Origin of the sequence: Anabaena lutea FACHB-196 (genome assembly GCF_014698305.1) — a bacterium.
Lineage (GTDB): Bacteria > Cyanobacteriota > Cyanobacteriia > Cyanobacteriales > Nostocaceae > Anabaena > Anabaena lutea.
On the sequence record NZ_JACJST010000033.1, the window covers coordinates 25741 to 47340 of the forward strand.

At 36.9% G+C, this 21600-nt stretch carries 19 protein-coding genes and 1 pseudogene; 17 read left to right on the forward strand and 3 right to left on the reverse strand.

Translation table 11 applies throughout. The features are described from left to right. The first annotated feature begins 27 nt into the window (after positions 1–27). From kdpF to H6G59_RS24525, 9 genes and pseudogenes are all read left to right on the forward strand, one after another. Entirely contained in the window at positions 28–270 is a 243-nt protein-coding gene (gene kdpF, locus H6G59_RS24485) for a K(+)-transporting ATPase subunit F (protein ID WP_190719807.1), read from the forward strand. Between the two features lie 86 nt (positions 271–356). After that, positions 357–974 (forward strand): K(+)-transporting ATPase subunit C, encoded by a 618-nt coding sequence (kdpC, locus tag H6G59_RS24490; protein WP_190719810.1) that lies wholly within the window; start codon positions 357–359, stop codon positions 972–974. Positions 975–1292: 318 nt separating this feature from the next. Further along, positions 1293–2636 (forward strand): serine/threonine-protein kinase, encoded by a 1344-nt coding sequence (locus H6G59_RS24495; RefSeq protein WP_190719813.1) that lies wholly within the window; start codon positions 1293–1295, stop codon positions 2634–2636. A gap of 54 nt (positions 2637–2690) precedes the next feature. Beyond that, a complete protein-coding gene (locus tag H6G59_RS24500) occupies positions 2691–3023 on the forward strand; it encodes a hypothetical protein (protein WP_190719818.1) in 333 nt (110 codons plus the stop codon). 48 nt (positions 3024–3071) lie between these two features. After that, positions 3072–3290, forward strand: coding sequence for a hypothetical protein (locus H6G59_RS24505; RefSeq protein WP_190719821.1), 219 nt, complete (start codon positions 3072–3074; stop codon positions 3288–3290). After that, a pseudogene (locus tag H6G59_RS24510) lies at positions 3221–3370 on the forward strand (carbohydrate porin); the annotation flags it as partial. The gene H6G59_RS24505 and the pseudogene H6G59_RS24510, both read left to right, overlap by 70 nt. 56 nt (positions 3371–3426) lie before the next feature. Continuing rightward, complete coding sequence (locus H6G59_RS24515; RefSeq protein ID WP_190719824.1) at positions 3427–4863, forward strand: hypothetical protein; 1437 nt, start codon at positions 3427–3429, stop codon at positions 4861–4863. A 217-nt stretch (positions 4864–5080) separates the two neighbouring features. Then, positions 5081–5350: a DUF7219 family protein gene (locus H6G59_RS24520; RefSeq protein WP_190719827.1), complete on the forward strand. Its 270-nt coding sequence runs from the start codon at positions 5081–5083 to the stop codon at positions 5348–5350. Positions 5351–5423: 73 nt separating this feature from the next. Then, positions 5424–6554 carry a sensor protein KdpD gene (locus tag H6G59_RS24525; RefSeq protein ID WP_422603072.1) on the forward strand — a complete coding sequence of 377 codons (1131 nt, stop codon included), beginning with the start codon at positions 5424–5426 and terminating at the stop codon, positions 6552–6554. 117 nt (positions 6555–6671) lie between these two features. Here the strand turns inward: H6G59_RS24525 and H6G59_RS24530 are convergent, their stop codons facing one another. Continuing rightward, positions 6672–7973 carry an FAD-dependent oxidoreductase gene (locus H6G59_RS24530; RefSeq protein ID WP_190719830.1) on the reverse strand — a complete coding sequence of 434 codons (1302 nt, stop codon included), beginning with the start codon at positions 7971–7973 and terminating at the stop codon, positions 6672–6674. Positions 7974–7985: 12 nt separating this feature from the next. Further along, a complete protein-coding gene (gene priA, locus H6G59_RS24535) occupies positions 7986–10505 on the reverse strand; it encodes a primosomal protein N' (protein ID WP_190719833.1) in 2520 nt (839 codons plus the stop codon). A gap of 746 nt (positions 10506–11251) precedes the next feature. Here priA and H6G59_RS24540 point away from each other — a divergent pair. The 8 genes from H6G59_RS24540 to H6G59_RS24575 all read left to right on the forward strand — a co-directional run bounded on the left by H6G59_RS24540 (position 11252) and on the right by H6G59_RS24575 (position 18877). Continuing rightward, entirely contained in the window at positions 11252–12421 is a 1170-nt protein-coding gene (locus H6G59_RS24540) for an RpoD/SigA family RNA polymerase sigma factor (protein WP_190719836.1), read from the forward strand. Between the two features lie 417 nt (positions 12422–12838). Next, positions 12839–13333 (forward strand): GNAT family N-acetyltransferase, encoded by a 495-nt coding sequence (locus tag H6G59_RS24545; RefSeq protein WP_190719839.1) that lies wholly within the window; start codon positions 12839–12841, stop codon positions 13331–13333. Between the two features lie 478 nt (positions 13334–13811). After that, entirely contained in the window at positions 13812–14135 is a 324-nt protein-coding gene (gene petJ / locus H6G59_RS24550; RefSeq protein WP_190719841.1) for a cytochrome c6 PetJ, read from the forward strand. 88 nt (positions 14136–14223) lie between these two features. Next, positions 14224–15141 carry a tetratricopeptide repeat protein gene (locus H6G59_RS24555; protein WP_190719843.1) on the forward strand — a complete coding sequence of 306 codons (918 nt, stop codon included), beginning with the start codon at positions 14224–14226 and terminating at the stop codon, positions 15139–15141. A 61-nt stretch (positions 15142–15202) separates the two neighbouring features. Next, positions 15203–15406, forward strand: a complete 204-nt coding sequence (locus tag H6G59_RS24560; protein WP_190719845.1) for a zinc ribbon domain-containing protein — start codon at positions 15203–15205, stop codon at positions 15404–15406. A gap of 158 nt (positions 15407–15564) precedes the next feature. After that, on the forward strand, positions 15565–17625 hold the full coding sequence (locus tag H6G59_RS24565) for a TonB-dependent receptor plug domain-containing protein (RefSeq protein WP_190719847.1): 2061 nt from the start codon (positions 15565–15567) through the stop codon (positions 17623–17625). Positions 17626–17753: 128 nt separating this feature from the next. Further along, complete coding sequence (locus H6G59_RS24570) at positions 17754–18650, forward strand: ABC transporter permease (RefSeq protein ID WP_071191246.1); 897 nt, start codon at positions 17754–17756, stop codon at positions 18648–18650. A 65-nt stretch (positions 18651–18715) separates the two neighbouring features. Beyond that, positions 18716–18877, forward strand: a complete 162-nt coding sequence (locus H6G59_RS24575) for a hypothetical protein (RefSeq protein ID WP_190648334.1) — start codon at positions 18716–18718, stop codon at positions 18875–18877. 82 nt (positions 18878–18959) lie between these two features. Here the strand turns inward: H6G59_RS24575 and H6G59_RS24580 are convergent, their stop codons facing one another. Then, positions 18960–21554 (reverse strand): tetratricopeptide repeat protein, encoded by a 2595-nt coding sequence (locus H6G59_RS24580; protein WP_190719849.1) that lies wholly within the window; start codon positions 21552–21554, stop codon positions 18960–18962. Positions 21555–21600 lie beyond the last annotated feature (46 nt).

Genomic DNA, 21600 nt, shown 5'->3' on the forward strand with positions numbered 1-21600 from the left:
TAGATTTTGGATTTTGGATTTTAAATTATGGAATATTTACCACCGGAAATTTCAGAAGTATTTGCATTGGCAATTTCTAAACGAAATCGAGTTCCGCTCAGTCTGTTTTTACTGCTTTGCTTTAACTTATTACTCGCACCAGCAGTACAAGCAGCGACACCGATATCAGAATCGCGTTTTTCGGCTTACACAATTACATTATTGGGACTTGTTACCCTGAGTCTTTGTATTTATTTATTTGTTGTGATTTTTCAACCAGAGAGGTTTTAATCACTAATTTGTAATTCGTAGGTTGGGTTAAGCAACAGCACAACCCAACAAAAAGGTTAATATTTTTCACCCTGGGAGATTTAAAAATGAGTCAGAGACATCAAGTTAGTAAGGCGATTCGTTCGACTTTAGTTTTGTGGGTGATAACGGCTTTTATCTATCCATTATTTATGTTGGTTTCGGGACAAGTTGCTTTTTCTTATCAAGCGAATGGTAGCTTAATTACAAATTCCCAAGGTGTGATTATTGGTTCAGCATTAATCGGTCAACCTTTTACAAGTGAAAGGTATTTTTGGAGTCGTCCCAGCACGACTAATTACAGCACAGCAGATCCTAAAAAGGATGAAGCTGGTGTTTTGAAAACTGGAGTATCTGGTGCTAGTAATTTAGCTCCCAGTAATCCTGCTTTGTTGGAAAGAATTAATGGTAATGAAGGTGAAATTAATCGTTTAAAAAAAGCAGATATCCAACCGACGGCTGATTTAGTTTATACTTCTGGCTCTAGTCTTGATCCTCACATTACTCCTGAAGGTGCAAAGGTGCAAATTGCACGCATTGCTAAAGCAAGAGGAATAGAACCACAGCAACTAGAAACTTTAATCTCTCAAAACACAGATGGGCGTTTTTTAGGTATATTTGGTGAACCTGGAGTTAATGTTTTGAAGTTGAATCTAGCATTAGATTTTTTAACGTCTGCGAGTTGAATTAGGATCAATAAGATCAATTTCTATGCTTACAACAGAAAAGATTAAAATATTGATTTGTTTGAACTTTATTACTTGGATGTTATTTACGCCTTGCTATTCCTATTTCATATTAGGGTGGTTAAAATATCAAACTTTTTCATTGTCACAAAACCCGATTTTATTACCTAATATTCAAGAAATAAAATTGTTTCAACGTGAACGTGGAGGTGTCAGAAGAATAGGAAGAAATGGGATGATAAATATCACAAAGACAAGTTTGGAAAAATTTTTGTACCCCATTTAGTAAATCATTTAATTTAAGGAGTAATCCGTTGTATGTGCAGCGGTTTTCCCGATAAACAACAATACCTAAAGTTTTCAGAAGAAAATAACAATTCTGGATTTATTCAGTCAAATACTCTCCTGAGTAGCCGCTATCGTCTCATAAAAACTATTGGGCAAGGAGGATTTGGCAAAACTTTTCTGGCTGTTGATGAGCAAGATGTTAAAAGTAGGCAATTTTTGGATGATTCAGTATCTAGTCTATGTGTCATAAAGCAATTTTTTTCACAACCAGAAACAGACTATTTTCAACAAAAAGCTAGAGAATTATTTCAGCAAGAGTCTGTGCGTTTAGCAGAACTAGGTCAACATTGTCAAATTCCTCAATTCCTAGATTTCTTTGAGGAAGAAGGTAAGCAATATTTAGTCCAGGAATGGGTTGATGGACAAAATTTAGAACAAGAATTAGCTGACTCTGGTCCGTTTAATGAAGTAGAAATTTGCCAGTTACTTGGTGAGTTGTTACCTTTATTACAGTTTATTCACACTCATCAAGTAATTCATCGGGATATCAAACCTGCTAATATTATTCGTCGCCAAAAAGATGGCAAATTATTTTTAGTAGATTTTGGTGCTGCTAAATATAATTGGCAAAGTTGGGAAACTGGAACAATTATTGGTAGTGCGGAATATGCTGCACCGGAACAAATTCGAGGTAAAGCTGTATTTGCCAGCGATCTTTACAGTTTGGGTATTACTTGTCTACATTTATTAACCCAGATGTCGCCTTTTGATTTATATGATTGTAGTGAAGATGTGTGGATATGGCAGTCATATTTAATTGAACCGATAAGTCTTTCTTTAGAGAAGATTCTCTGTAAGCTAGTACATCCAGCAACTAAACTACGCTATCACTTTGCAGCAGAGGCACTAATAGATTTGAATAGTTCATTAGGTAATGCCAAAACTACAAATACAGAGGACTATTTTGAAACTCCTTTTTTTGAGTTGAGTCATCAAAAAAATTCACCTACTTCTGTAAGTGCGATCGCAGATAATTCTGTTTACTCCAGCACAGTTTTTGATCCTGAAACACAAGATTGGTATTACTTTCCTGCGAGAACTGAAGGTGAAGAACTGACGCGAAAAGTAGCAGAGTTTTTAAGTCCTCGTTTAGCGGCTGCGGCGACTGTACCTCCTGTAAAAGAGAGAAAATCAACTGCTGCTTATAGGAAGAATAAACACAAGTTAAACAGGATGTGCCATATCAGTGTCACTGCGCTCGCTTTTACTATTGCTTGTCTGATTTTAGTCGTTGAATCAAATTCAATTTCTAGCAAATTGAAAATAGAAATCTCAAAAATTGTTCACCAAGTTCTGAATTTAGAAAGAAATTAAAACCCACTTCATAATTGCGGATCTCATTTGTAATTCGCTATTTATAGCTATGTTATGAACTTCAATAACTTTCATCTTCAGCCTACTTTTTCTATTGGTATTGTCCCTCAGCCTAGTCAGGCTAAATCTGTAAATCATCCTGAACCATATATTGGTTATCTGGCAGTATCTTTTGTAAGTTTGGCAATTATTGGCCTGAGTTTAGGATGCTTTTTAAGGTATAGAAATTGCCAAAAACAGGCTCGTCTGCCTTCAAGAGAAATAATCCACCAAATTGAGCTATTAAATAATAGCCAAAAGCGAGTACCTGATATCGCTCAAAAAATGACTATTGAAAGAAGACAGCAAATAGAGATTTTAGAAAAAATCTGGAAGAAGTCTTCTTAGCAGTAAGTAAATTTTTGTCTACATAAACCAGGTGTGAGGAAAATCAAAATGTCTCATTTATTTTGCAAAAATTCAGTGTTAATTTCCGTGAGTTTAATGACTACTTTGTTAGTATCAATTAAGGAAATTGATAGCGTCAACGCTGAGGTTGATCAGCCATTAACTAATCAAAAACAAGTAGCAACAATAATGCTTTCATTCCATATCACATTGAAGGCTTTTATAAATATCGTCTCAGCGACAATATTTCTATCACTCCAGGAATAATTTGGTTAACAAATCCTGGTCAAAGTTCCAACAATGATGATGCAATAATTGGCACATTCAGAACCACTTTTAAATTTTAAAAGTTACAAGAAAGTGTAATTTTTTTCAACTTCACGTGAAATAATCAAAGGCAATTATGAAATCAAAAGAAACTATCTTTGTAATTCCCACTCATAGACTGAGAGATGTAGCTGAAACTATCGAGAAATATGATGAGAATTTCTGGGTAAACGGACACGCAATCAAAATGATCGTTTTTGATGATTCAACTCTTGGTAATTACGAAAAATACTACCAACTTTTAGAGCAAACGAAGACTGTCAACGATCTATATTATGTTGGACCTCATGAAAAAGAGCAGTTTATTACTTTTTTAAATGAAAGACTACGCGATCGCAAATTGGAATCACTTGTTAAAAACTTATTTCGACCTAGTTATGGTGGCAATCGTAACTTCACATTAATGTACACTCTTGGGCATTTTATGGTCAGTGCAGATGATGATATGCGACCTTATGCTTTGATGGAAACTAAACCAGAATCTTTATCAAGTTCCGAAATATGTCGAGGTAAATTAGTCAAACCTAATGACGAAGGATTTGTCCATAAATCTTTTGATTTACTCACTGCTTTTGGTGATGTTCTTGGTCAAAAAGCCAGTCATGTACCAGAGAATTTCGAGACAGGAGAATTTCTTGTTGATACAGCAATGGATTTAGAAACTAATGCCACAATGGGTTACTTTCGCGAAAATAGTCTTTTCTTAAAAGAAGGAACGGTATTAAATAATGCTGTTGTCAAAATTGCCCAAACATTTCGCACAGGAACTAACGATATTGATACCATTGATTTCGTGAATATGTATCTTCATGATGAAACTCAAATCAGTCCCAATGACTTGAATGATTTTTATATTCTCACCAATTTTAGACCAGTAATTACTAACAAAAACTGGAGAATGGATTGCGGAGTCGCAGGATATGATAATCGCTTGGGTTTACCACCCTTTTTCCCAACCAGACTCAGGTTTGAGGATTATATCTATAGGTTATGGATACAGCAAGAAGGTATTGTCGCTGCACACGTTGATGCTGTCCAAAATCATATTAGAAATAACTATATGCGTAATCCTCTAGCAAGTGAGATATTTAATGAGGAAATATGTAACCTGCTGAAAAAGAAAATTAAGAACAGTGTTTATGAGCTTAGTGATCTGGGAATAAAATTTCATTACTCAGGGGAAGTAACCTTACTGGACTCTGAGGAAATTTTGGAAAAAATCTCAGCAATACATACTCAGGTAATCAAAGCTTCAGAATCTACTCAAAATGAAGAACGTAAACAATCTCTCGAACTATTTGCTAATAATTTATCAAGAGTATTCTATGGATTTGAGCCAGACTTTTTTCAACAGAACGTTTCCAGAATTATCGATGATGTCATTAGTCAATTTCATGGTTCTCTAGAAATTTGGACGACGCTGGTTGAAATCTGTTATTTATATAAAGATAAGAAAAATTTGCCACAAATTAAAGTCAAAAATCAGAAACTAAAGTCTAGAAATGGAATATAGATATCTAAAATAATCGCTCAAGTTGCTTGTTATTCATTTTTGAGGTTTTTCTAGTCTGTAGGGTGCATCAGACACAATAGCAATAGAGAAAACTTTAAGTCTGGTTATGAACCCGATTATAACAACCCAGATAAAGGGCATTTACCAACTTTTGAAAGAGGCTATAATTTTCAGTACAGTTTTGATGCTACCTTAGCCCAATGTGGCTTATGTAAATATGAAAGTACCAAATCAAAGAGACAAAGATAATTTTCTCTACCCCCGCAGTTGCTACTATGGTCAAGTTAAGCCACAAAACCTAGTATTTAATGCCAACCTACAAATATTTTCTCAAAAAGTTGCTTACATAACTGCCTTAGAAACAGGTGGTAAACTCTCTCCAGAGGAAGCCTATGACCAGATTGAAACACTTTGGAAAGAATTGAAAAGCAGTAAAAAAGAACTTGGGCTTGGGATAGAATTAAATAAACACTCTGGTGGGTTGTAAATAAAAATAATTCTTTAGGAGCTTTTTAGTATCAAACACAAGTAAGATAATTGTTATGAACTAACAAACATTGATGATCTTCATGATTCATCCCAATAACCTATCCCCTGACAGTTCTTATATCCGCACAGCCAGACGAGGAAAGCATAAGATATTCATTGGTATGGCTCCCGGTGTGGGTAAAACTTATAAAATGCTGGAGGAAGCACATCAACTTAAACAAGAAGGGATTGATGTTGTTATTGGTGTTTTGGAAACTCATGGACGCAAAGACACGGCTGCAAAAGCTATGGGATTGGAGGTAATTCCTAAAAAAGCCATTATTCACAAGAATATCAACCTCCAAGAAATGGATACGGAGGCAATTTTGGCACGCTCTCCCCAACTGGTTTTAGTTGATGAATTGGCTCATACAAATATACCCGGTTCTCTGAGAGAAAAACGTTATCAGGATGTAGAAGTAATTTTAGCAGCCGGCATAGATGTTTACTCTACTGTCAACATTCAACATTTGGAAAGTTTGAATGATTTAGTAGCCAGAATTACGGGTGTTGTGGTGCGAGAACGCATTCCCGATATTCTCCTAGATGAAGCTGATGCTGTTGTTGTTATTGATGTCACTCCAGAAACTTTAGAAGAGCGTCTGCGGGAAGGTAAAATCTATGCTAATGATAAAATTGAGCAATCTTTAGAAAACTTTTTTCAGCGTCGTAACCTGATTGCTTTGCGGGAATTGGCGTTAAGAGAAGTAGCTGATACTGTTGAGGAAGAAGCAAATACTTCAACTAATACTGGACACAGTTGTAATATCCATGAACGAGTTTTAGTATGTGTATCTACTTATCCAAATTCAATTCAATTATTGCGTCGTGGGGCGCGGATTGCCAGTTATATGAATGCCAGGTTGTATACTGTATTCATTGCAGATCCTGAACGGTTTCTCACCAAAGAAGAAAGTTTACATATTCATACTTGCGAGAAACTATGCCAAGAATTTGGTGGTGAATTTATCCACGTAAAAAGTAATAATGTTCCTCAAGCAATTGCCCAAGTTGCTGCAACTCATCATATCACCCAAATAGTTATTGGTGAAAGTCAGCAACCTCGATGGAAAAGATTTTTTAAAGGTTCTTTTACGCAACGATTGATGGAGTTAATCAGAGATCAAAAAATAGATTTACATATTATTGCTACTGAAAAATAATTTTGTTTCGCAGACACCCGGAGGGTAGTTTCCCGTAACGTAGGAACAAAGGACAAGATATATTCACTTCCATAAATGAATTCAGGGGCTTGTATCCTTTTTGAATTTTGAATTTTTCTATTCCTTGTCATTATTTTTTTTGACTTTGGATATCCAACCTTGGTATTTATGCAAAATTTCTCTATAAGGAATATCGTCTGCAAATACGGACTCAAATATAGGTGGTAAGAAAGTTTTGGGAAAGATTTGATGGAGAATTTTGGCTAAGGTATTGCGAATAATAAATTCAGTAAATAAATGCTTGGAAGTAGGGAAGGAATAATCGCTTAACTCTCTTAAAGCAAAAGCATCAGGTTGACGACGCAAGCTATATTCTGTTAATGATTGTGCTAAATTATCAGCATATTCATCTAAAATTTTATCAAAAATTAGCACATCTTCCAAAGCTGAATTGCACCCTTGTCCAATGGAAGGAGAAACTGCATGAGCAGCATCACCAATTAACAATACACTATCTCCTAAATGATAGGGGTTACAGCGCACTGTTAAAACTCTCGATATCGGCCTTTTAGCAAATTCTTCTGCTTCAAATGCTGGCATTAATTGCCCAATAATTGGGAAATTATCTTGAAAGAATTTCTGCACTTCTTCAGCATTTGCGAGTTGTTCAATGGGATTCTTAGCATATGGAAAAAGGATGACTCCGTTCATGTTTCCATCTATTTGATGTAGCATGAGTATGGAGATACCATTATTTATTCGCCAAGCGTGAACTTTCCGTTTTTGTAAATCAATTCCTGGTATTTGATCTGGATTGGGAAGAAAAATAGATTTATAAGCATTGGGAACGTAATTTTGTTCAAATTGAAAATTATCCGTATTGAGAAAGGCTTCTCGGACTACAGAACGCGCTCCGTCAGCACCAATTAGTAAGTCATAATTGCTAGTAAATTCTGTTATATTATTTGAGGATGTACTTTGGGAAAATTTAATTGTTTTGTTTGCCAAATCTATTTCTGTACATTGACAATCAAAGTGAATATTAATGCGGCTGTTATCATATTTTTCGACTAATTTCTCTAAAATGACAGTTGCTAGATTAGTTCTATCTAGGGTAATAAGAGGTATTTTTCTCTTGATAACTTGAGTTTTGCCGTTCTTTCCATGCAGAATTGAACCTTGTATTTCTAAGCTTACGGCTTTAACTGCTTCCTCTAGTCCGGGAATTTGACGTAAAGCATTCATTCCTCTTGCACCAAGGGAAATGGGAAAGGTGCGGGTTTTGTCAAAGGGAATTCCACGGGGATCGCTACGACGTTCATAAATATCAATTTGGTATTGGTGATGACGACGTAGTAGATAATGAGCTAGAAGAAGTCCGCTAGGGCCAGCACCGATAATTGCAACTTTGTTAGCCATGATTTTTGATGTTTACATAATATTGATAGGATCTACATCAATCGTTAAGCTGACTGAGGAAGGACAAAGCGCCCTGACTTCTTGCCAATCTGGTAAATTGGGTAATGCATCGGGGGCAAATTTTAGTAATATCTGCCAGCGATAACGATTAGCTACTCGTAAAATATTAGCTGGTGCTGGCCCCAATATTTCAAATCCTTCTGTATCATTGAAATTTGTAGCTATAATTTGGGCTGTATTTTGGACTTGAATGGGGTCAAGACTACTCAAGCGCAACAAGATTAATCTACCATAAGGCGGATAATTAAGTGCTTGTCTTTGCTCTAATTCTGCATTAGAGAAAGATTGATAATCATGGCTTTTAACTGCTTCAATTACTGGATGTTCTGGGGTGTAGGTTTGCACGATTACCCTACCGGGATCTTCTCCTCTTCCCGCACGTCCCGCAACTTGGGTTAAGGTTTGAAATGTGCGTTCATTGGCGCGATAGTCTGATAAATGTAGTAAACCATCAGCAGCGACTACACCAACAAGGGTAACTTGGGGTAAGTCTAAACCTTTGGTGAGCATTTGTGTTCCCACTAATAAATCTGCTTCTTTGTTCGCAAATTGGGTGAGTAAGTTACGATGTGAACCTTTGTTGCGAGTGGTGTCGCTATCAAAGCGAATTAATTTAAGAGCAGGAAATTGGCGGTTTAATTCCTGTGCTACTCGCTGAGTTCCACTCCCAAAGAACTTTAAATAGGGGGAACTGCATTCTGGACAATGTGGCGGGTGCGATCGCCCATAATTACAATAATGACACCTTAATAATTGCGGCGCACCCTCTTCTACATGGTGATAGGACAGAGAAACATCACAATTTGGACATTCCAGGACATAACCACAACTGCGACAAGAAACAAAGGTGCTATGTCCCCGACGATGAATAAATAAAATTCCCTGTTGTTTTTTCTCTTGTAGCTGTTCTAAAGCTTCTTGTAGGGATCTACTAAAAATAGACCGATTTCCCTCCTGTAACTCCCGACGCATATCCACGATTTCCACAGGTGGTAACGGACGAGAATTGATGCGTTCAGGAAGTGAAAGATATTGGGAGGTGGGGAGGTGGGGAGGTGGGGAGGTGTTCTCTGCTTTAACAGAAATCCAACTTTCCAAAGAAGGAGTCGCGGAACCTAAAATGAGGGGACAATTTTCTAATTCAGCCCGCCATTGTGCGACAGTGCGGGCGTGGTAGGTGGGAATGGGGGAATCTTGTTTAAAGCTGCTGTCGTGTTCTTCATCCAAGATAATTAAACCCAAGTTGGGTAAAGGAGCGAAAATGGCGCTGCGAGTCCCAATTACTACTTGAGCTTCTCCCGTGAACATTTGTCGCCAAGTGTCGTAGCGTTCACCGTCGGAGAGGGCGCTGTGATAAACCTGGACTCTGTTTCCAAATCGGGCGCGAAAACGATCTGTGAGTTGGGGTGTGAGTCCAATTTCTGGAACCAATACCAAAGCAGATTTACCTTGGTTGAGGAGAGGTGCGATCGCTTGCAAATATACTTCTGTTTTCCCTGAACCTGTTACCCCATGTAATAAAACTTGAGCAAATCCATTTAAAGATTGTATTAATTCTAGGGCGCTAGTTTGAGCATTTGTTAAAGATTTTGCTTGATCCCCAGCCATGAGGGGACTTTGTTCTCTGCGTAATATTTCTCGTTCTTCAATTACTATATAGCTCTTTTCTACCAAAGCTTTGAGGATAGAAGTACTGGCGCTACAAATTTGTAATAATTCACTTTGCCATAATTCTCCACCTTGTCGTCGTAGCACTTCCACAATTTCTCTTTGACGGGGCGTTAAATCTCGGTCATTATTTTCTATCAGTGTTACCGCTTTTTGTAGTTTGGGTTGATTTTGTCGTGGCGGTTCTAGGTAGTTTTCTGCTAATCCCAAGCGGATTAATTCACGAGTTCCCCGATAGGAAGATTTAACTTTTTGTTGAATATAGTAATAACTGTAGTCACCTGTAGGGGTTTTTTGTAAGAGTTGTAAAACTTGTTGCGCTGTGGGTGACATGAACACAGAAGTATTGTTAGAGACATCTTGATCTTTTCCTAAAGATGTCAGACGCAGACGACGTTGAGATCGCCCTAATAATCCTGGTGGTAGAGCCACCCGAATTACTTGAATTAGAGGTGTATAGTAATAAGCGGCGATGCGATTGAGTAGTTCCCAATAAGTGCTAGGGAAAAATCTTTTGCTGACTACATCTTCTACTTCCCGAATTTTGTCTGCTGGTAGATCAACATTAGGCTGTGTCAGTAAGCGAATTGCGATCGCTCCTACCTGTTGTGTCCCAAAGGGAACAGTCAAAATATCCCCTGGTTTTATTTCTAACTGGGGTGGTATTTTGTATGTATATAAGTCTGAGCTTCCTGGACAATCTACGAGTACTTCAATCCATCCATAAACAGTTGTTTTTGACTGGTAGGACTCCCCCGGTTCAGCTACGGCTACAGAAGATAATTTTACGCTCTTAATATACATGATTATCGACTTTTTAGACAGATATTTGCTCACATACCTGGATCAAATTAACCAAGCTTCACTTAATTTTAACTTGTTAGATTACTACAAGCAAACGGTATTTCGCAATACTTTTATTACCAATCATACTTGATAAGTTTTAACTGGTGTAATCTACTAGACAAATTAATTTCCACAGTACGTGCAATAAATATTTAATGCTAATTACACAAATGACATCCTCTTAGATATTAAAGAATCAATTGCTTAACTACGAAATAGGGAATACTATTTTTTCCGCCCATTGATAGATATTCAATATTTCGGCTATATGAGATGCTTTTATACAATTAATATTTTCCGGATTTTCATTCAGCATTTTCGTAATTTGTATCATTTGCTAGACTTACACTTCCATCGTTAACCCTACTAAAAATATAGAAAAATACATGAAAATTTAAGCTCTAGGGTTCTTTAGATGGAATTTTTATATTTGTTAAGGTTGAGAATGTTTGAGAGGGGTTTGACATATTTGGTGATTAAGAAAAAAATGAGGAATATGTCTGCTGGTACTCTGAGAAGATGGTATTTTGGGTGCAAAGCCCATATAGCTTGTATCTAAACATAACCGAAAAACATGACATACAGGTACAGATTTTCGTTCCAAATCAGGAATTCTTGAGAAGATTGTATTTGTCTAGGTAAATGGATGTATTTATCTCTTAAGAAAAACTACCAATCCTCAAACGAGCATCTGTCACTAATTTATGTACCAAACAAAGCAACAATCCCTAAAGGAAACTATGAATCTTGCTGAATTGGGAACAATGGAAATACTGGAGAACGCGGCTGATAATGAAGAACCATCACTAGATAGTTTAGAGGCAGTAGTATTTGAAGACTCTTCAATTGTAGAAAATTTGGAGTCAGATGAACGCGATGGTGATGAGATGGCAGCCGCTCGTCCTTCGGGATACAATAAAACCGAACATGACGATGCTGTTGGCGCGTTTTTTAAAGAAATGGCGCGTTATCCTCTCTTAAAACCTGATGAGGAGGTAGAGTTAGCGCGACGAGTTAGGTTTTTAGAAGAAGTAAAAGACTTACAAGCTGCTTTGGAATTAGAACTAGGACAGGAACCGAGCAAAAGCGAAGTAGCCGCCAAGTTTGACATGACAGAGAAACAACTGGAAAGTCGCTTGTATCAAGGAAGAGTAGCGAAGCGGAAAATGATTCGCTCGAATCTGAGGTTAGTGGTATCTATCGCCAAGCGTTATCTCAACCGGGGAGTTCCTTTTCTAGATTTGATTCAGGAAGGCGCAATGGGGTTAAATCGCGCCGCAGAAAAGTTTGACCCTGATAAAGGCTATAAGTTCTCTACTTATGCTTATTGGTGGATTAGACAGGCGATTACACGAGCGATCGCTAATGATGCCCGCACTATCCGCCTACCAATCCATATTGTTGAAAAACTTAACAAACTTAAAAAAGCCCAAAGAGAACTCAAGCAAAAACTTGCTCGCAACCCCTCGGAAGCCGAAATGGCAGAATCTTTGGAAATTAGCGTTCAACAACTGCGTCAACTCCAACAACTGCGCCGTCAAGCATTATCCCTCAATCACCGCGTCGGTAAGGAAGAAGACACCGAATTAATGGACTTGCTGGAAGATGAGGATAACCAATCTCCAGAAGCCAAAATGAATGAAAACATGATGCGTCAGGAGATTTGGGAAGTCTTAGGTGATGTCCTCACTCCACGGGAAAAAGACGTAATTTCTCTGCGCTATGGACTGACAACCAGCGAACCCTGCACTTTGGAAGAAGTTGGGAATATGTTTAATCTTTCCCGTGAACGAGTGCGTCAAATTCAAAGTAAAGCCATGCGAAAATTACGCCGTCCCCACATTGCTAAACGTTTAAAAGGTTGGTTGATATAAGTCATTAGTCATTAGTCATTGGTCGTACCATTTTGGATTTTAGATTTGGGATTTTGGATTGTGAAAGACTTACTGGATATGTTTTTCAGATTTCCATTTGTCCGATTCTTTTTTCAAATTGGTATCAGTTGTGATTAGTTAGGATTTGCTGAGAAAGTCTTTTCGTGGAGGTAGGTGACAGGTGACAGGTGACAGGTGACAGTTTCAAGAGTTGGATGGGAACGATTTTTCCTTTGAGTAGGAATTAAATGCAAGGTTTTTCAGTTTCCACCTCGTAAAAGCTTGCACTTTTTTTTACCGGAAAACGGCTCAAACCCTTTACCTGCAAACTTTTCATATTTATTAAGCAAGCCCTAGTTAAGAAAATTTACGCACTTAACTATAAACTATGGACTATCGACTATGAACTAAAGACTAATGACTTCTCATAGCAATTTAATTGTCAGGTTTGCTGAACCCAGTGATTGCACTACACTGTTTGCATTAATTCAGGCGCTGGCAGAATACGAAAAATTATCTCATGCTGTCACTGGCAATGCTCTATTACTGAAGGAGCATTTATTTGGCTCACCAAAATATATAGAGGCGATTTTAGTAGAATCTGCGGGTCAAGCTGTGGGATTTGCCCTATTCTTTCACAATTATTCTACATTTCTGACTAAGCCAGGAATTTATCTAGAAGATTTATTTGTTCTCCCAGAATTTCGCCGCCAAGGTATTGGTAAAGCACTTCTAACTAAATTAGCCAAAATAGCTATAGAACGGGATTGTGGGCGCTTAGAGTGGAGTGTTTTGGACTGGAATGTCTCAGCACAAGCATTTTACCGCAGTATGGGAGCAGATATTTTAGATGATTGGCGAATTTGTCGTGTTACTGAAGAGGCAATAAAAAAGTTAGCAGATAAAGGATGAAGTTTTGAGAATAAAGGATAAAGTTTTTGATACACTTTTCCTTTTATTCTTCATTATTAATTTATTCTTGCTAGTCTTAAATTTCCATTTACAGCCGTAGACAAGGTGGTTAGGACATCAATTGATAATAAAACTCCCACTACAAGAGGGTTTTACTCCTGACTCCTGACTCCTGACTCCTGACTCCTGCCATACATCAATTTATATTTTTTATCCATCCTCAAATTAGTAGCGCAGGACGGAAATTAAAAATTGAAAAATTAAAATTTAAACATTAAAACACTTGTTTTCTCAACTTTTCGCCTATTTTAAATAGTAGGTGGATTTCCACCGCAGTTTACTACTAACTCAGTCAATCTTGAATCCTTAATTGTTAGAGCCAAGTTTGACACGCTGTCGTTTGACACAAGCAACTGCTCAACTCACAATTATAAGGGAGATTTGACAGAATTAGCCGTTGTTGTAGAGAGAACACGACATGAAAAAGATAATTTCAGTATTACTGTTAGGCATAGCTATCTTCACTTTTGCCTTCAGTAGTCCAGCTTTGGCAGATGGAGCTACAGTATTTAGTGCTAACTGTGCTTCTTGTCACGCAGGTGGTAAGAATTTGGTTAACGCTGCTAAAAGCCTCAAGAAGGCGGATTTGGAAAAGTACGATATGTACTCAGCAGAGGCAATTATTGCCCAAGTTACAAACGGTAAAGGTGCTATGCCTGCTTTCAAGGGTCGTTTAAAACCAGCCGAGATTGACGATGTAGCTGCTTACGTATTTGAACAAGCTGGGAAAGATTGGAAGTAATCCCATATCTAAGGTGATTAACTAATAATTTGCGGGGCTATTTGTCCCGCTAATTTTTGTAATTCTGAAATTATCAAAGGAGATGTGTATGACTTATTTCTGGCGATTAATTTTCAGTGTAATTATAGCTTTTACTCTAGCTTTTTTAACCCCAAGTGCAAATTCATTACTTCTTGCGAACACCCAAATTCCCGCCCGTGATTTTTTAAAATTGGGTGTAAACCAAATGCAGCAAGGTAATTACCAATCAGCAATTGAGAATTTGACTTTGGCGATTCAAATGCAGAGTAACTTGAGTGCAGCTTATAGCGATCGCTGTTTGGCATATCTACAGCTACAAGATTACCATGCTGCGATCGCAGATTGTACCCAAGCACTAAATTTAGCACCTGATAACTCCCAAGCTTATCTCAACCGGGGACTAGCACACTACAGACAAGGGAATTATCCCAATGCTATTGCTGATTACAATCAAGTAATTGCCCTAACACCAGCTAATTTTCGCGCTCACTACAACCGAGGGATAGCCTTTGCAGAGGAAGGTAATTACTCCCAAGCGATCATTGATTATAACCTGGCATTAACTCAAATTTCCCCCACTAACACGCTACTGTTAGCAGATATATACAATGACAGAGGTTTAGCTAATTTAGAGTTGCAAAATCTAGCAGCGGCTATGAAGGATTTTAATTTAGCAATTCACTTCAACGCTGAAGATGATAGAGCATATTTTAACCGAGCTTGTGCCTGTGAGCGTAGCGGTGATATCCTGGGAGCAATGCATGACTTTTCCCAAGTTATCAGGCTGAAACCCAGTAATGCACTAGCTTACGTTAATCGGGGAGTAGCCAACTATAACTTAGGGTATTATCAAAGAGCGATCGCTGATTTACAAAAAGCATCAGCATACTTTGAACAGCAAAAAGAAACATTGGCCTCCAAGAAAACCTTATATTTGCTGAAAACTGTTCAACAAGAAATCTCATCAGTCATGGAAATTGCTTAATTTTTGAAATATACGTAGGGTGGGCATTGCCCACCGTAGCAATGGTGAGACTTAAAATTTTATGGCTACGCCACGCAAGCTATCAAATATCATTTACGATTCCTATAGTAGTCAAACTTGCTCTAATTGTGGTGAGAAAAAATCATCGCTGTCACTATCTCAACGGGTATTCCAATGTGATGACTGCGATATTGAAGTGACAATTCTCGAACCCATACCCCAGGAAAGTATCGCTGTCACTATCTCAACGGGTATTCCAATGTGATGACTGCGATATTGAAGTGACAATTCTCGAACCCATACCCCAGGAAAGTTCTGAGTATTGATGAATTCAAGTATGACAGCTTGTCTTTTGACAGTATTTGTATTAACAGTAGAGAATCGCAAATACTATTTGTTTTTACCGGGTGTGAGTTCAGAAATATGAATAAGAATTTGTTTTTCCTGCCAGTTTCTTTATTGAGCTTACTGGTAGCATTTCCTGCTGTAGCTTCTGAAAATGAAAATCAAAAAACCTCAATAAATTCAGATATTCCTAGTTTAAGTGAAATTGAACTACCCGCCACAAATGCTGAATTATTAACTCAACAACCAGCATCAACTGAAGTTAAGGAAGACACTCAGCCAGAAGCAGATATATCCATAGAAACAATTGGACAAAAAGACCCTTTACCTGAATCTACTCCTACTTATGTAATTGAAAAAGAAGAAATTCAAAAACAGGGTGCAACCAGCGTTGCTGATATTTTGAAAAGAATGCCAGGTTTTGCTATCAATGATGTCGGACATGGTGCAGATATTCACACAGGTACATATTACCGGGGTGCATCAATTAACCAATCTGTATTTCTGATTAATGGTAGACCAATTAATAGTAATATCAATACATATCATGGTGCAACTGACTTAAATAGTATTCCTATAGAATCTATAGAAAGAGTTGAGTTGTATAGTGGGGCTGCTTCCTCTTTATATGGTTCATCGGCTTTTGGGGGAGTTGTTAACATCATTACTAAAGAAGGTGATGGTAAACCTAAATTAAATGCTAGTGCAGAATTTGGCTCATTGAATTTAAATAATCAACAGATAACTTATGGTGGTTCATCTGGTGCAGTCAAGTACAACTTTAGCTTTGAAAGATACTTTATCGATAACCGTTATCGTGTACCTGTAGGAGCAGCAAACCGTGATGCTGAAGGATTTTTATCCAATGCAGATACAGCTACAAGCACTTATTTTGGCAGCATTGGTGTAGATTTAGATCCCAAAAATTCGGTCAATTTAGATGTAACTGCACTAAGTAGTCGTCGAGGTTTAATTTATTTCGGTTTTCCATTACAAAAAGACCGACTTGATCATGATGGTTTAAATATTGGTTTATCTTGGAAAACTCGACTTGGTAAGGGAGAAAACTCTAATTTAACAACTTCTATTGGTTATAACCAAGATTACTTTAGCACTTATGGTCCGACCGCAGGCACATTTTACCGCACCGGAATTTTAGATACTCAACAAATTACAGCCAGAGTAGATCATGATTGGAAACTTGGCCCTAATAATCAGTTGCGTTGGGGTTTAGATTTAAAAAATACTAACTTAAATGGGGATGTTTTTAGTACAGCACCTAATAGAATTGCCAACAATGAAAAAGAAAATCGCAGCCTCTTAAATACAGCTTTATTTGCTGTCAATACTTGGAATATTAGCGATGTTTTTCAAGTTGATTTAGGGCTAAGACAAAGCTTTGATGAGCAGTTTGGTAATTATCTTAACCCTAGTTTTGGCTTACGTTATGCTGTGAATCCAGCCGTTGCTGTGCGTGGAAGTTGGGCCGGAGCGCAGCGCAATCCAGGTTTAGATCAGTTATATGTTTATGATACTGTTCATGCTTGGCAACCAAACCCAGATTTAAAACCAGAAACTGGTTCTGCTTGGACTGCGGGAGTGGATGTGAGATTGTCTAATAATTTGCTGGGACAGTTTACATATTTTGGCAGTAGTTTAGATAATCGGTTAGGAGTAATTAGTGGAAGATGGGAAAATATAGGCTTAGTCGATACCAATGGTTTAGAAGCAGCATTGCAATTAAAAATTGCTCGTGAATGGTCAACTTTTCTCAACTACACTTATACAGATGCCCAAATTAAAACTGGAACTGAAAAAGGATTACAATTAGGGTTAATTCCTTACTCTTTACTTCAAGCTGGAATTGGTTATGAAAAGGCGGGATGGCAGGCTAATATGTATGTGACTTACAATAGTGGTTCCCGTCGCTCTGTTTTCACCAATACTGCTGGTGGTGATAAAAATACAGACTTCTCAGCGTCTTTTGTAAATTTAGATTTGAGTGGTCGAATTCCTGTCAGTAAAAATTTGGGGTTGATTATTTATTTGGAAAATTTACTCGGTGAGCAATATGAGCGAGTTAATCGTATTTATAGTCCTGGGTTTACTTTTCGAGTAGGTTTAACTGCAAATATCTAATTTCTCCTCCATCAAAAGCAGCAGATACCCGAATTTTTAGAGAAGTCGGGTATCTGATTATTTAATGTAGCGTTGACAATCTGCTAAAGTATCTGCTAATTGATAGGCTGGTTTTAGTAGGAAGCGACGTGACCATTACAAAACGCCAATTACCTAATTTTTTCAAATTCAGTAAAAATCCTAGCCTTTCTCAGCGATTAATGCTGATTGGGTTAGGAATTACTCTGTTTTTCATCTTTTTAGCCTTCTTCGCACCCGTATTTCAGGCTTGGGGATGGCTACAAAATCCTAAAGAATTTCTCTCTAACCCCATTCACGAAGCACCCTCAGCTAAACATTGGTTTGGGACAAGTCGCTTGGGTTATGATGTATTTTCCCGAACTGTATTTGGTGTCCAAGCCGCACTGCAAGTAGTGATTTTGGCAACGGCGCTAAGTATGGTGATTGGTGTACCGTTGGGGATGGTGAGTGGCTATCTGGGTGGAAGATTAGATAAAATATTGCTGTTTCTCATGGATAGCATTTACACCCTACCAGGATTATTACTTTCCGTCACACTGGCATTTGTGGTAGGGAGAGGAATCTTGAATGCTGCGATCGCTATTAGTATCGCCTACATACCCCAATATTATCGCGTTGTTCGCAACCACACCGTCAGCGTCAAAACCGAAGTCTACATCGAAGCCGCGCAAGCAATGGGCGCTTCTACCTGGGTGATATTATCCCGCTATCTATTTTTTAATGTCATTCAAAGCGTACCCGTCCTCTTTACTCTCAACGCCGCAGATGCCATATTAGTTTTAGGCGGTTTAGGATTTTTGGGTTTAGGATTACCAGAAGAAGTCCCCGAATGGGGATACGATTTAAAACAAGCCCTCGAAGCACTACCCACAGGCATTTGGTGGACTACTCTTTTCCCTGGTTCAGCGATGACATTCCTTGTGGTAGGGTTATCACTACTTGGTGAAGGGTTAAACGAATTTGTCAATCCCCGTCTGAGAAGAGAAAATAGTATTCGCAAGTAGAGGGAGAAAAACCCGGTTCTTGCTAGTCACGTAAGAATAGACAACTAACAAACTGAGAGATTCGTGTGAAAGATAACATTTCTTTAATTGCTGCTGCTGCTGGTGGGTTAATGCTTTCTGTTGCCCTTTCTGGGATTTTAAGAGGTACACCAGTCACCGAGTGGGAACAGGTAAGCAATAGTTCCTACCGAGTTGCTAATGTGCAAATGATTAGTAACCACAAATGAATAGGGATTATTGGCATCCACAAAACCCAAGTTACATTTTTTTCTGCGTACCTGTAAACTATTTTCTCTCAAATATCCCTTTTTAATTGATACCTGCTAGTTGCAGCAGGTTTAATAAATTTTTACTATTGATGAATATATCTTCAGTAAAGTTTTGAGGATAAATAAAATGATGAAGATGCCAACCAGGGAGAGTTTCACCTGTTAAATAATAGTAATCTAAACCTACTAAATTACTAATCCACCAATAGCAATGATAAACGTAATTTGGTGAAAATAACTCAATAACTTGAGTTCCCGGTTGGCAAAAGACCAAATTCGTTAAACCGCTACCATGAGGAGAAATAATGACTTCAGCTTGAGAGAATAAAGCAGCTTGTTCTAATACAGACATTGATTCTAAAATTACTGTTTCAAATCCATAATCTTCAAGTAAATTTAAAATTTCCTCTTCATTTAACAGTCTTCGACTTTTAGCAAGTTTCCTAGTAATATAAATTCGCTTTTGCGGAGATGTCAATTTGATATATTCTGGTTTCAGAAACTGCTGCTTTAAAAAATCACAAGTCCACTTTGGCATCCATGCTACACAACCTGGAAAAGAAGGAACAATTAACTTAGTTGCTTGGATGTGATGAATTTTCTTAATATTAATTTGTTTATCTTCGGGAATTTCTAGTACATTTAAAGTTTCTTTTTGAAACGGTAAACGATTATCAACTATAAAGTAATCAATTTCACTAAAATTTATGCCTTTTATTCTTAATAATTCCCATCTGGGTAAAACATCCAACATCCAATGAAAATAAATGTTGTTTGCAAGTCCAGCTAAAACAGCTACAGTTCCTTCAAGCAAATGAATTGGAGGTAATTTTTGGACAGAAAATACAGCGTGTTGACTCGGATTTTTATCAGGATGATTAGGGCTTAAAATCGGAAAATCAGGAGAAATATCAGCTAAAAAATGGGATTCATCCGTCATAATTGCTGATTGAGTTTGATCTGAACTTAACCAAAATCTGCCTTGAGGAATTGTCGCTACAAATGAAGATGGTAATTTAACTATACTACCAAATCTAAAACTAAAATGTATGGAATTATCTAAAGATTTTGGATAATTTAAACTGACATCAATTTCTGGATAAATTTCTACATAATTAGATTGTCCCAAAAGATAATTTTGTACCCAGTCTTGAGTCGATTCATAAAAATGAGCAGGAGGAGAAATCGGTTGAATTTGGGATAAATCAAGATTTTCAATTAATGTTTTTGTTTTTTCTTGATGAATAACGTTGATTAATGTTTCTACAAAAGCAGTAATATCTGAGTGAGTTTCTATAGCTTTTTTTAAAAAATCAATACCCTCTTCTAACTGATTATTTTTCGCTAAAATAAAACCTAAATAAGCCAAAGTTATAGGAGAATTCGGCTCTTTTTGTAGTTGCTGTTTTAAAATACTAATTGCTTCTTTTATATTCCCACTTCTAAACAATGCCATTCCTAGTAGGTAATATGATTCAATAAAATTAGGATTAATTGCAATTACTTTTTTTAAGTAAATAATCGCTTGTTGATAATTCTCTAATTTTAACCAACATTGACTCATTACATAATAAATGTCTTCATGATTATCAATATTCATAATCTTGCTTAACAAAGCCATTGATTCTGTTATTTGATTTTGCTCTAACAGAATTTTGCTTAATGCTAAGGAGATATCTAAATTTTGTGGATCTATTTCCACAGCTTCCTGGAGTAGTTTATCAGCAATTTCAGGATATTTAAAATAGATGGTTTGACTTAAATAAAAATACAAGTCACTTTTCTGATTGTGAGGATTATTTATTAAATTTATAAATTCAATTCCCTTTATGTTAGTATTACTTAATGTTATTTTTTTAGATTTTAAAATATTTATTAAATCTTGAGCAAATTGACAATCAAGTTGAATAGCTTTGTCTAGATATTCAATTCCTTGATCAAAATTTCCTATCTGAATCAATGCTAAAGCTAAATCACCATAAGCAGGTGCATAGTCTGCTTGCATTTGGATAGATTTTGCCAAATAATTAATAGCTAAATCCCACTCTTGAAGGTGGGTATAACAAATGCCAATTTGATAGTATATTAAATTATTTTCTCTACCTAATGAAAGTATATTATGATAGCATTTAATTGCCAACTCAAAGTTTTCTAGCTTATACCATATATGGGCTTGATTAAGATAAGCATCAACCGCATCAGGTTGAATTTGAATAACAGTTTGCCAATGTTCAATCGCTGTGTCTAAATCTCCCTGCATAGCCACAGCATGACCTAAATTATAGTAAACTTCAGCGTTATTGTTGTCCCACTCTAAAATCGCTTCATAAATTCGTTGAGCTAGTTCAGGTTTGTGTACAGATAAATATTGATGGGCTGTATTGTTTAATATTTCAATAAATTCTTGTAAATCCTGTTCTTGTAAATCAAAATTTGTGTTTGTGAAAGTCGATAACCAAATTGATTGAGCTTGAGATTCATTTCCTTGTAATAACCAAGATAATCCTAAATACCAATAGAAAGAAACTAAATCAGGAGCCAAATCAATACATTTTTCATGGAGGCTGATAGCTGCTGAGAAATTTCCTTCTTGCAGATTTAAATCAGCATTATGTTTAAGATGATTAATATCCATTTATTTAACTATATAAGAATAATATTTGATTTTTTTGTTCACGTAG

Bases quoted from the DNA above. Each gene is read 5' to 3' on its own strand.
- kdpF (WP_190719807.1), top strand. From the start codon at position 28: ATGGAATATTTACCACCGGAAATTTCAGAAGTATTTGCATTGGCAATT.
- kdpC (WP_190719810.1), top strand. From the start codon at position 357: ATGAGTCAGAGACATCAAGTTAGTAAGGCGATTCGTTCGACTTTAGTT.
- H6G59_RS24495 (WP_190719813.1), top strand. From the start codon at position 1,293: ATGTGCAGCGGTTTTCCCGATAAACAACAATACCTAAAGTTTTCAGAA.
- H6G59_RS24500 (WP_190719818.1), top strand. From the start codon at position 2,691: ATGAACTTCAATAACTTTCATCTTCAGCCTACTTTTTCTATTGGTATT.
- H6G59_RS24505 (WP_190719821.1), top strand. From the start codon at position 3,072: ATGTCTCATTTATTTTGCAAAAATTCAGTGTTAATTTCCGTGAGTTTA.
- H6G59_RS24515 (WP_190719824.1), top strand. From the start codon at position 3,427: ATGAAATCAAAAGAAACTATCTTTGTAATTCCCACTCATAGACTGAGA.
- H6G59_RS24520 (WP_190719827.1), top strand. From the start codon at position 5,081: ATGAAAGTACCAAATCAAAGAGACAAAGATAATTTTCTCTACCCCCGC.
- H6G59_RS24525 (WP_422603072.1), top strand. From the start codon at position 5,424: ATGATCTTCATGATTCATCCCAATAACCTATCCCCTGACAGTTCTTAT.
- H6G59_RS24530 (WP_190719830.1), bottom strand. From the start codon at position 7,973: ATGGCTAACAAAGTTGCAATTATCGGTGCTGGCCCTAGCGGACTTCTT.
- priA (WP_190719833.1), bottom strand. From the start codon at position 10,505: ATGTATATTAAGAGCGTAAAATTATCTTCTGTAGCCGTAGCTGAACCG.
- H6G59_RS24540 (WP_190719836.1), top strand. From the start codon at position 11,252: ATGTACCAAACAAAGCAACAATCCCTAAAGGAAACTATGAATCTTGCT.
- H6G59_RS24545 (WP_190719839.1), top strand. From the start codon at position 12,839: ATGACTTCTCATAGCAATTTAATTGTCAGGTTTGCTGAACCCAGTGAT.
- petJ (WP_190719841.1), top strand. From the start codon at position 13,812: ATGAAAAAGATAATTTCAGTATTACTGTTAGGCATAGCTATCTTCACT.
- H6G59_RS24555 (WP_190719843.1), top strand. From the start codon at position 14,224: ATGACTTATTTCTGGCGATTAATTTTCAGTGTAATTATAGCTTTTACT.
- H6G59_RS24560 (WP_190719845.1), top strand. From the start codon at position 15,203: ATGGCTACGCCACGCAAGCTATCAAATATCATTTACGATTCCTATAGT.
- H6G59_RS24565 (WP_190719847.1), top strand. From the start codon at position 15,565: ATGAATAAGAATTTGTTTTTCCTGCCAGTTTCTTTATTGAGCTTACTG.
- H6G59_RS24580 (WP_190719849.1), bottom strand. From the start codon at position 21,554: ATGGATATTAATCATCTTAAACATAATGCTGATTTAAATCTGCAAGAA.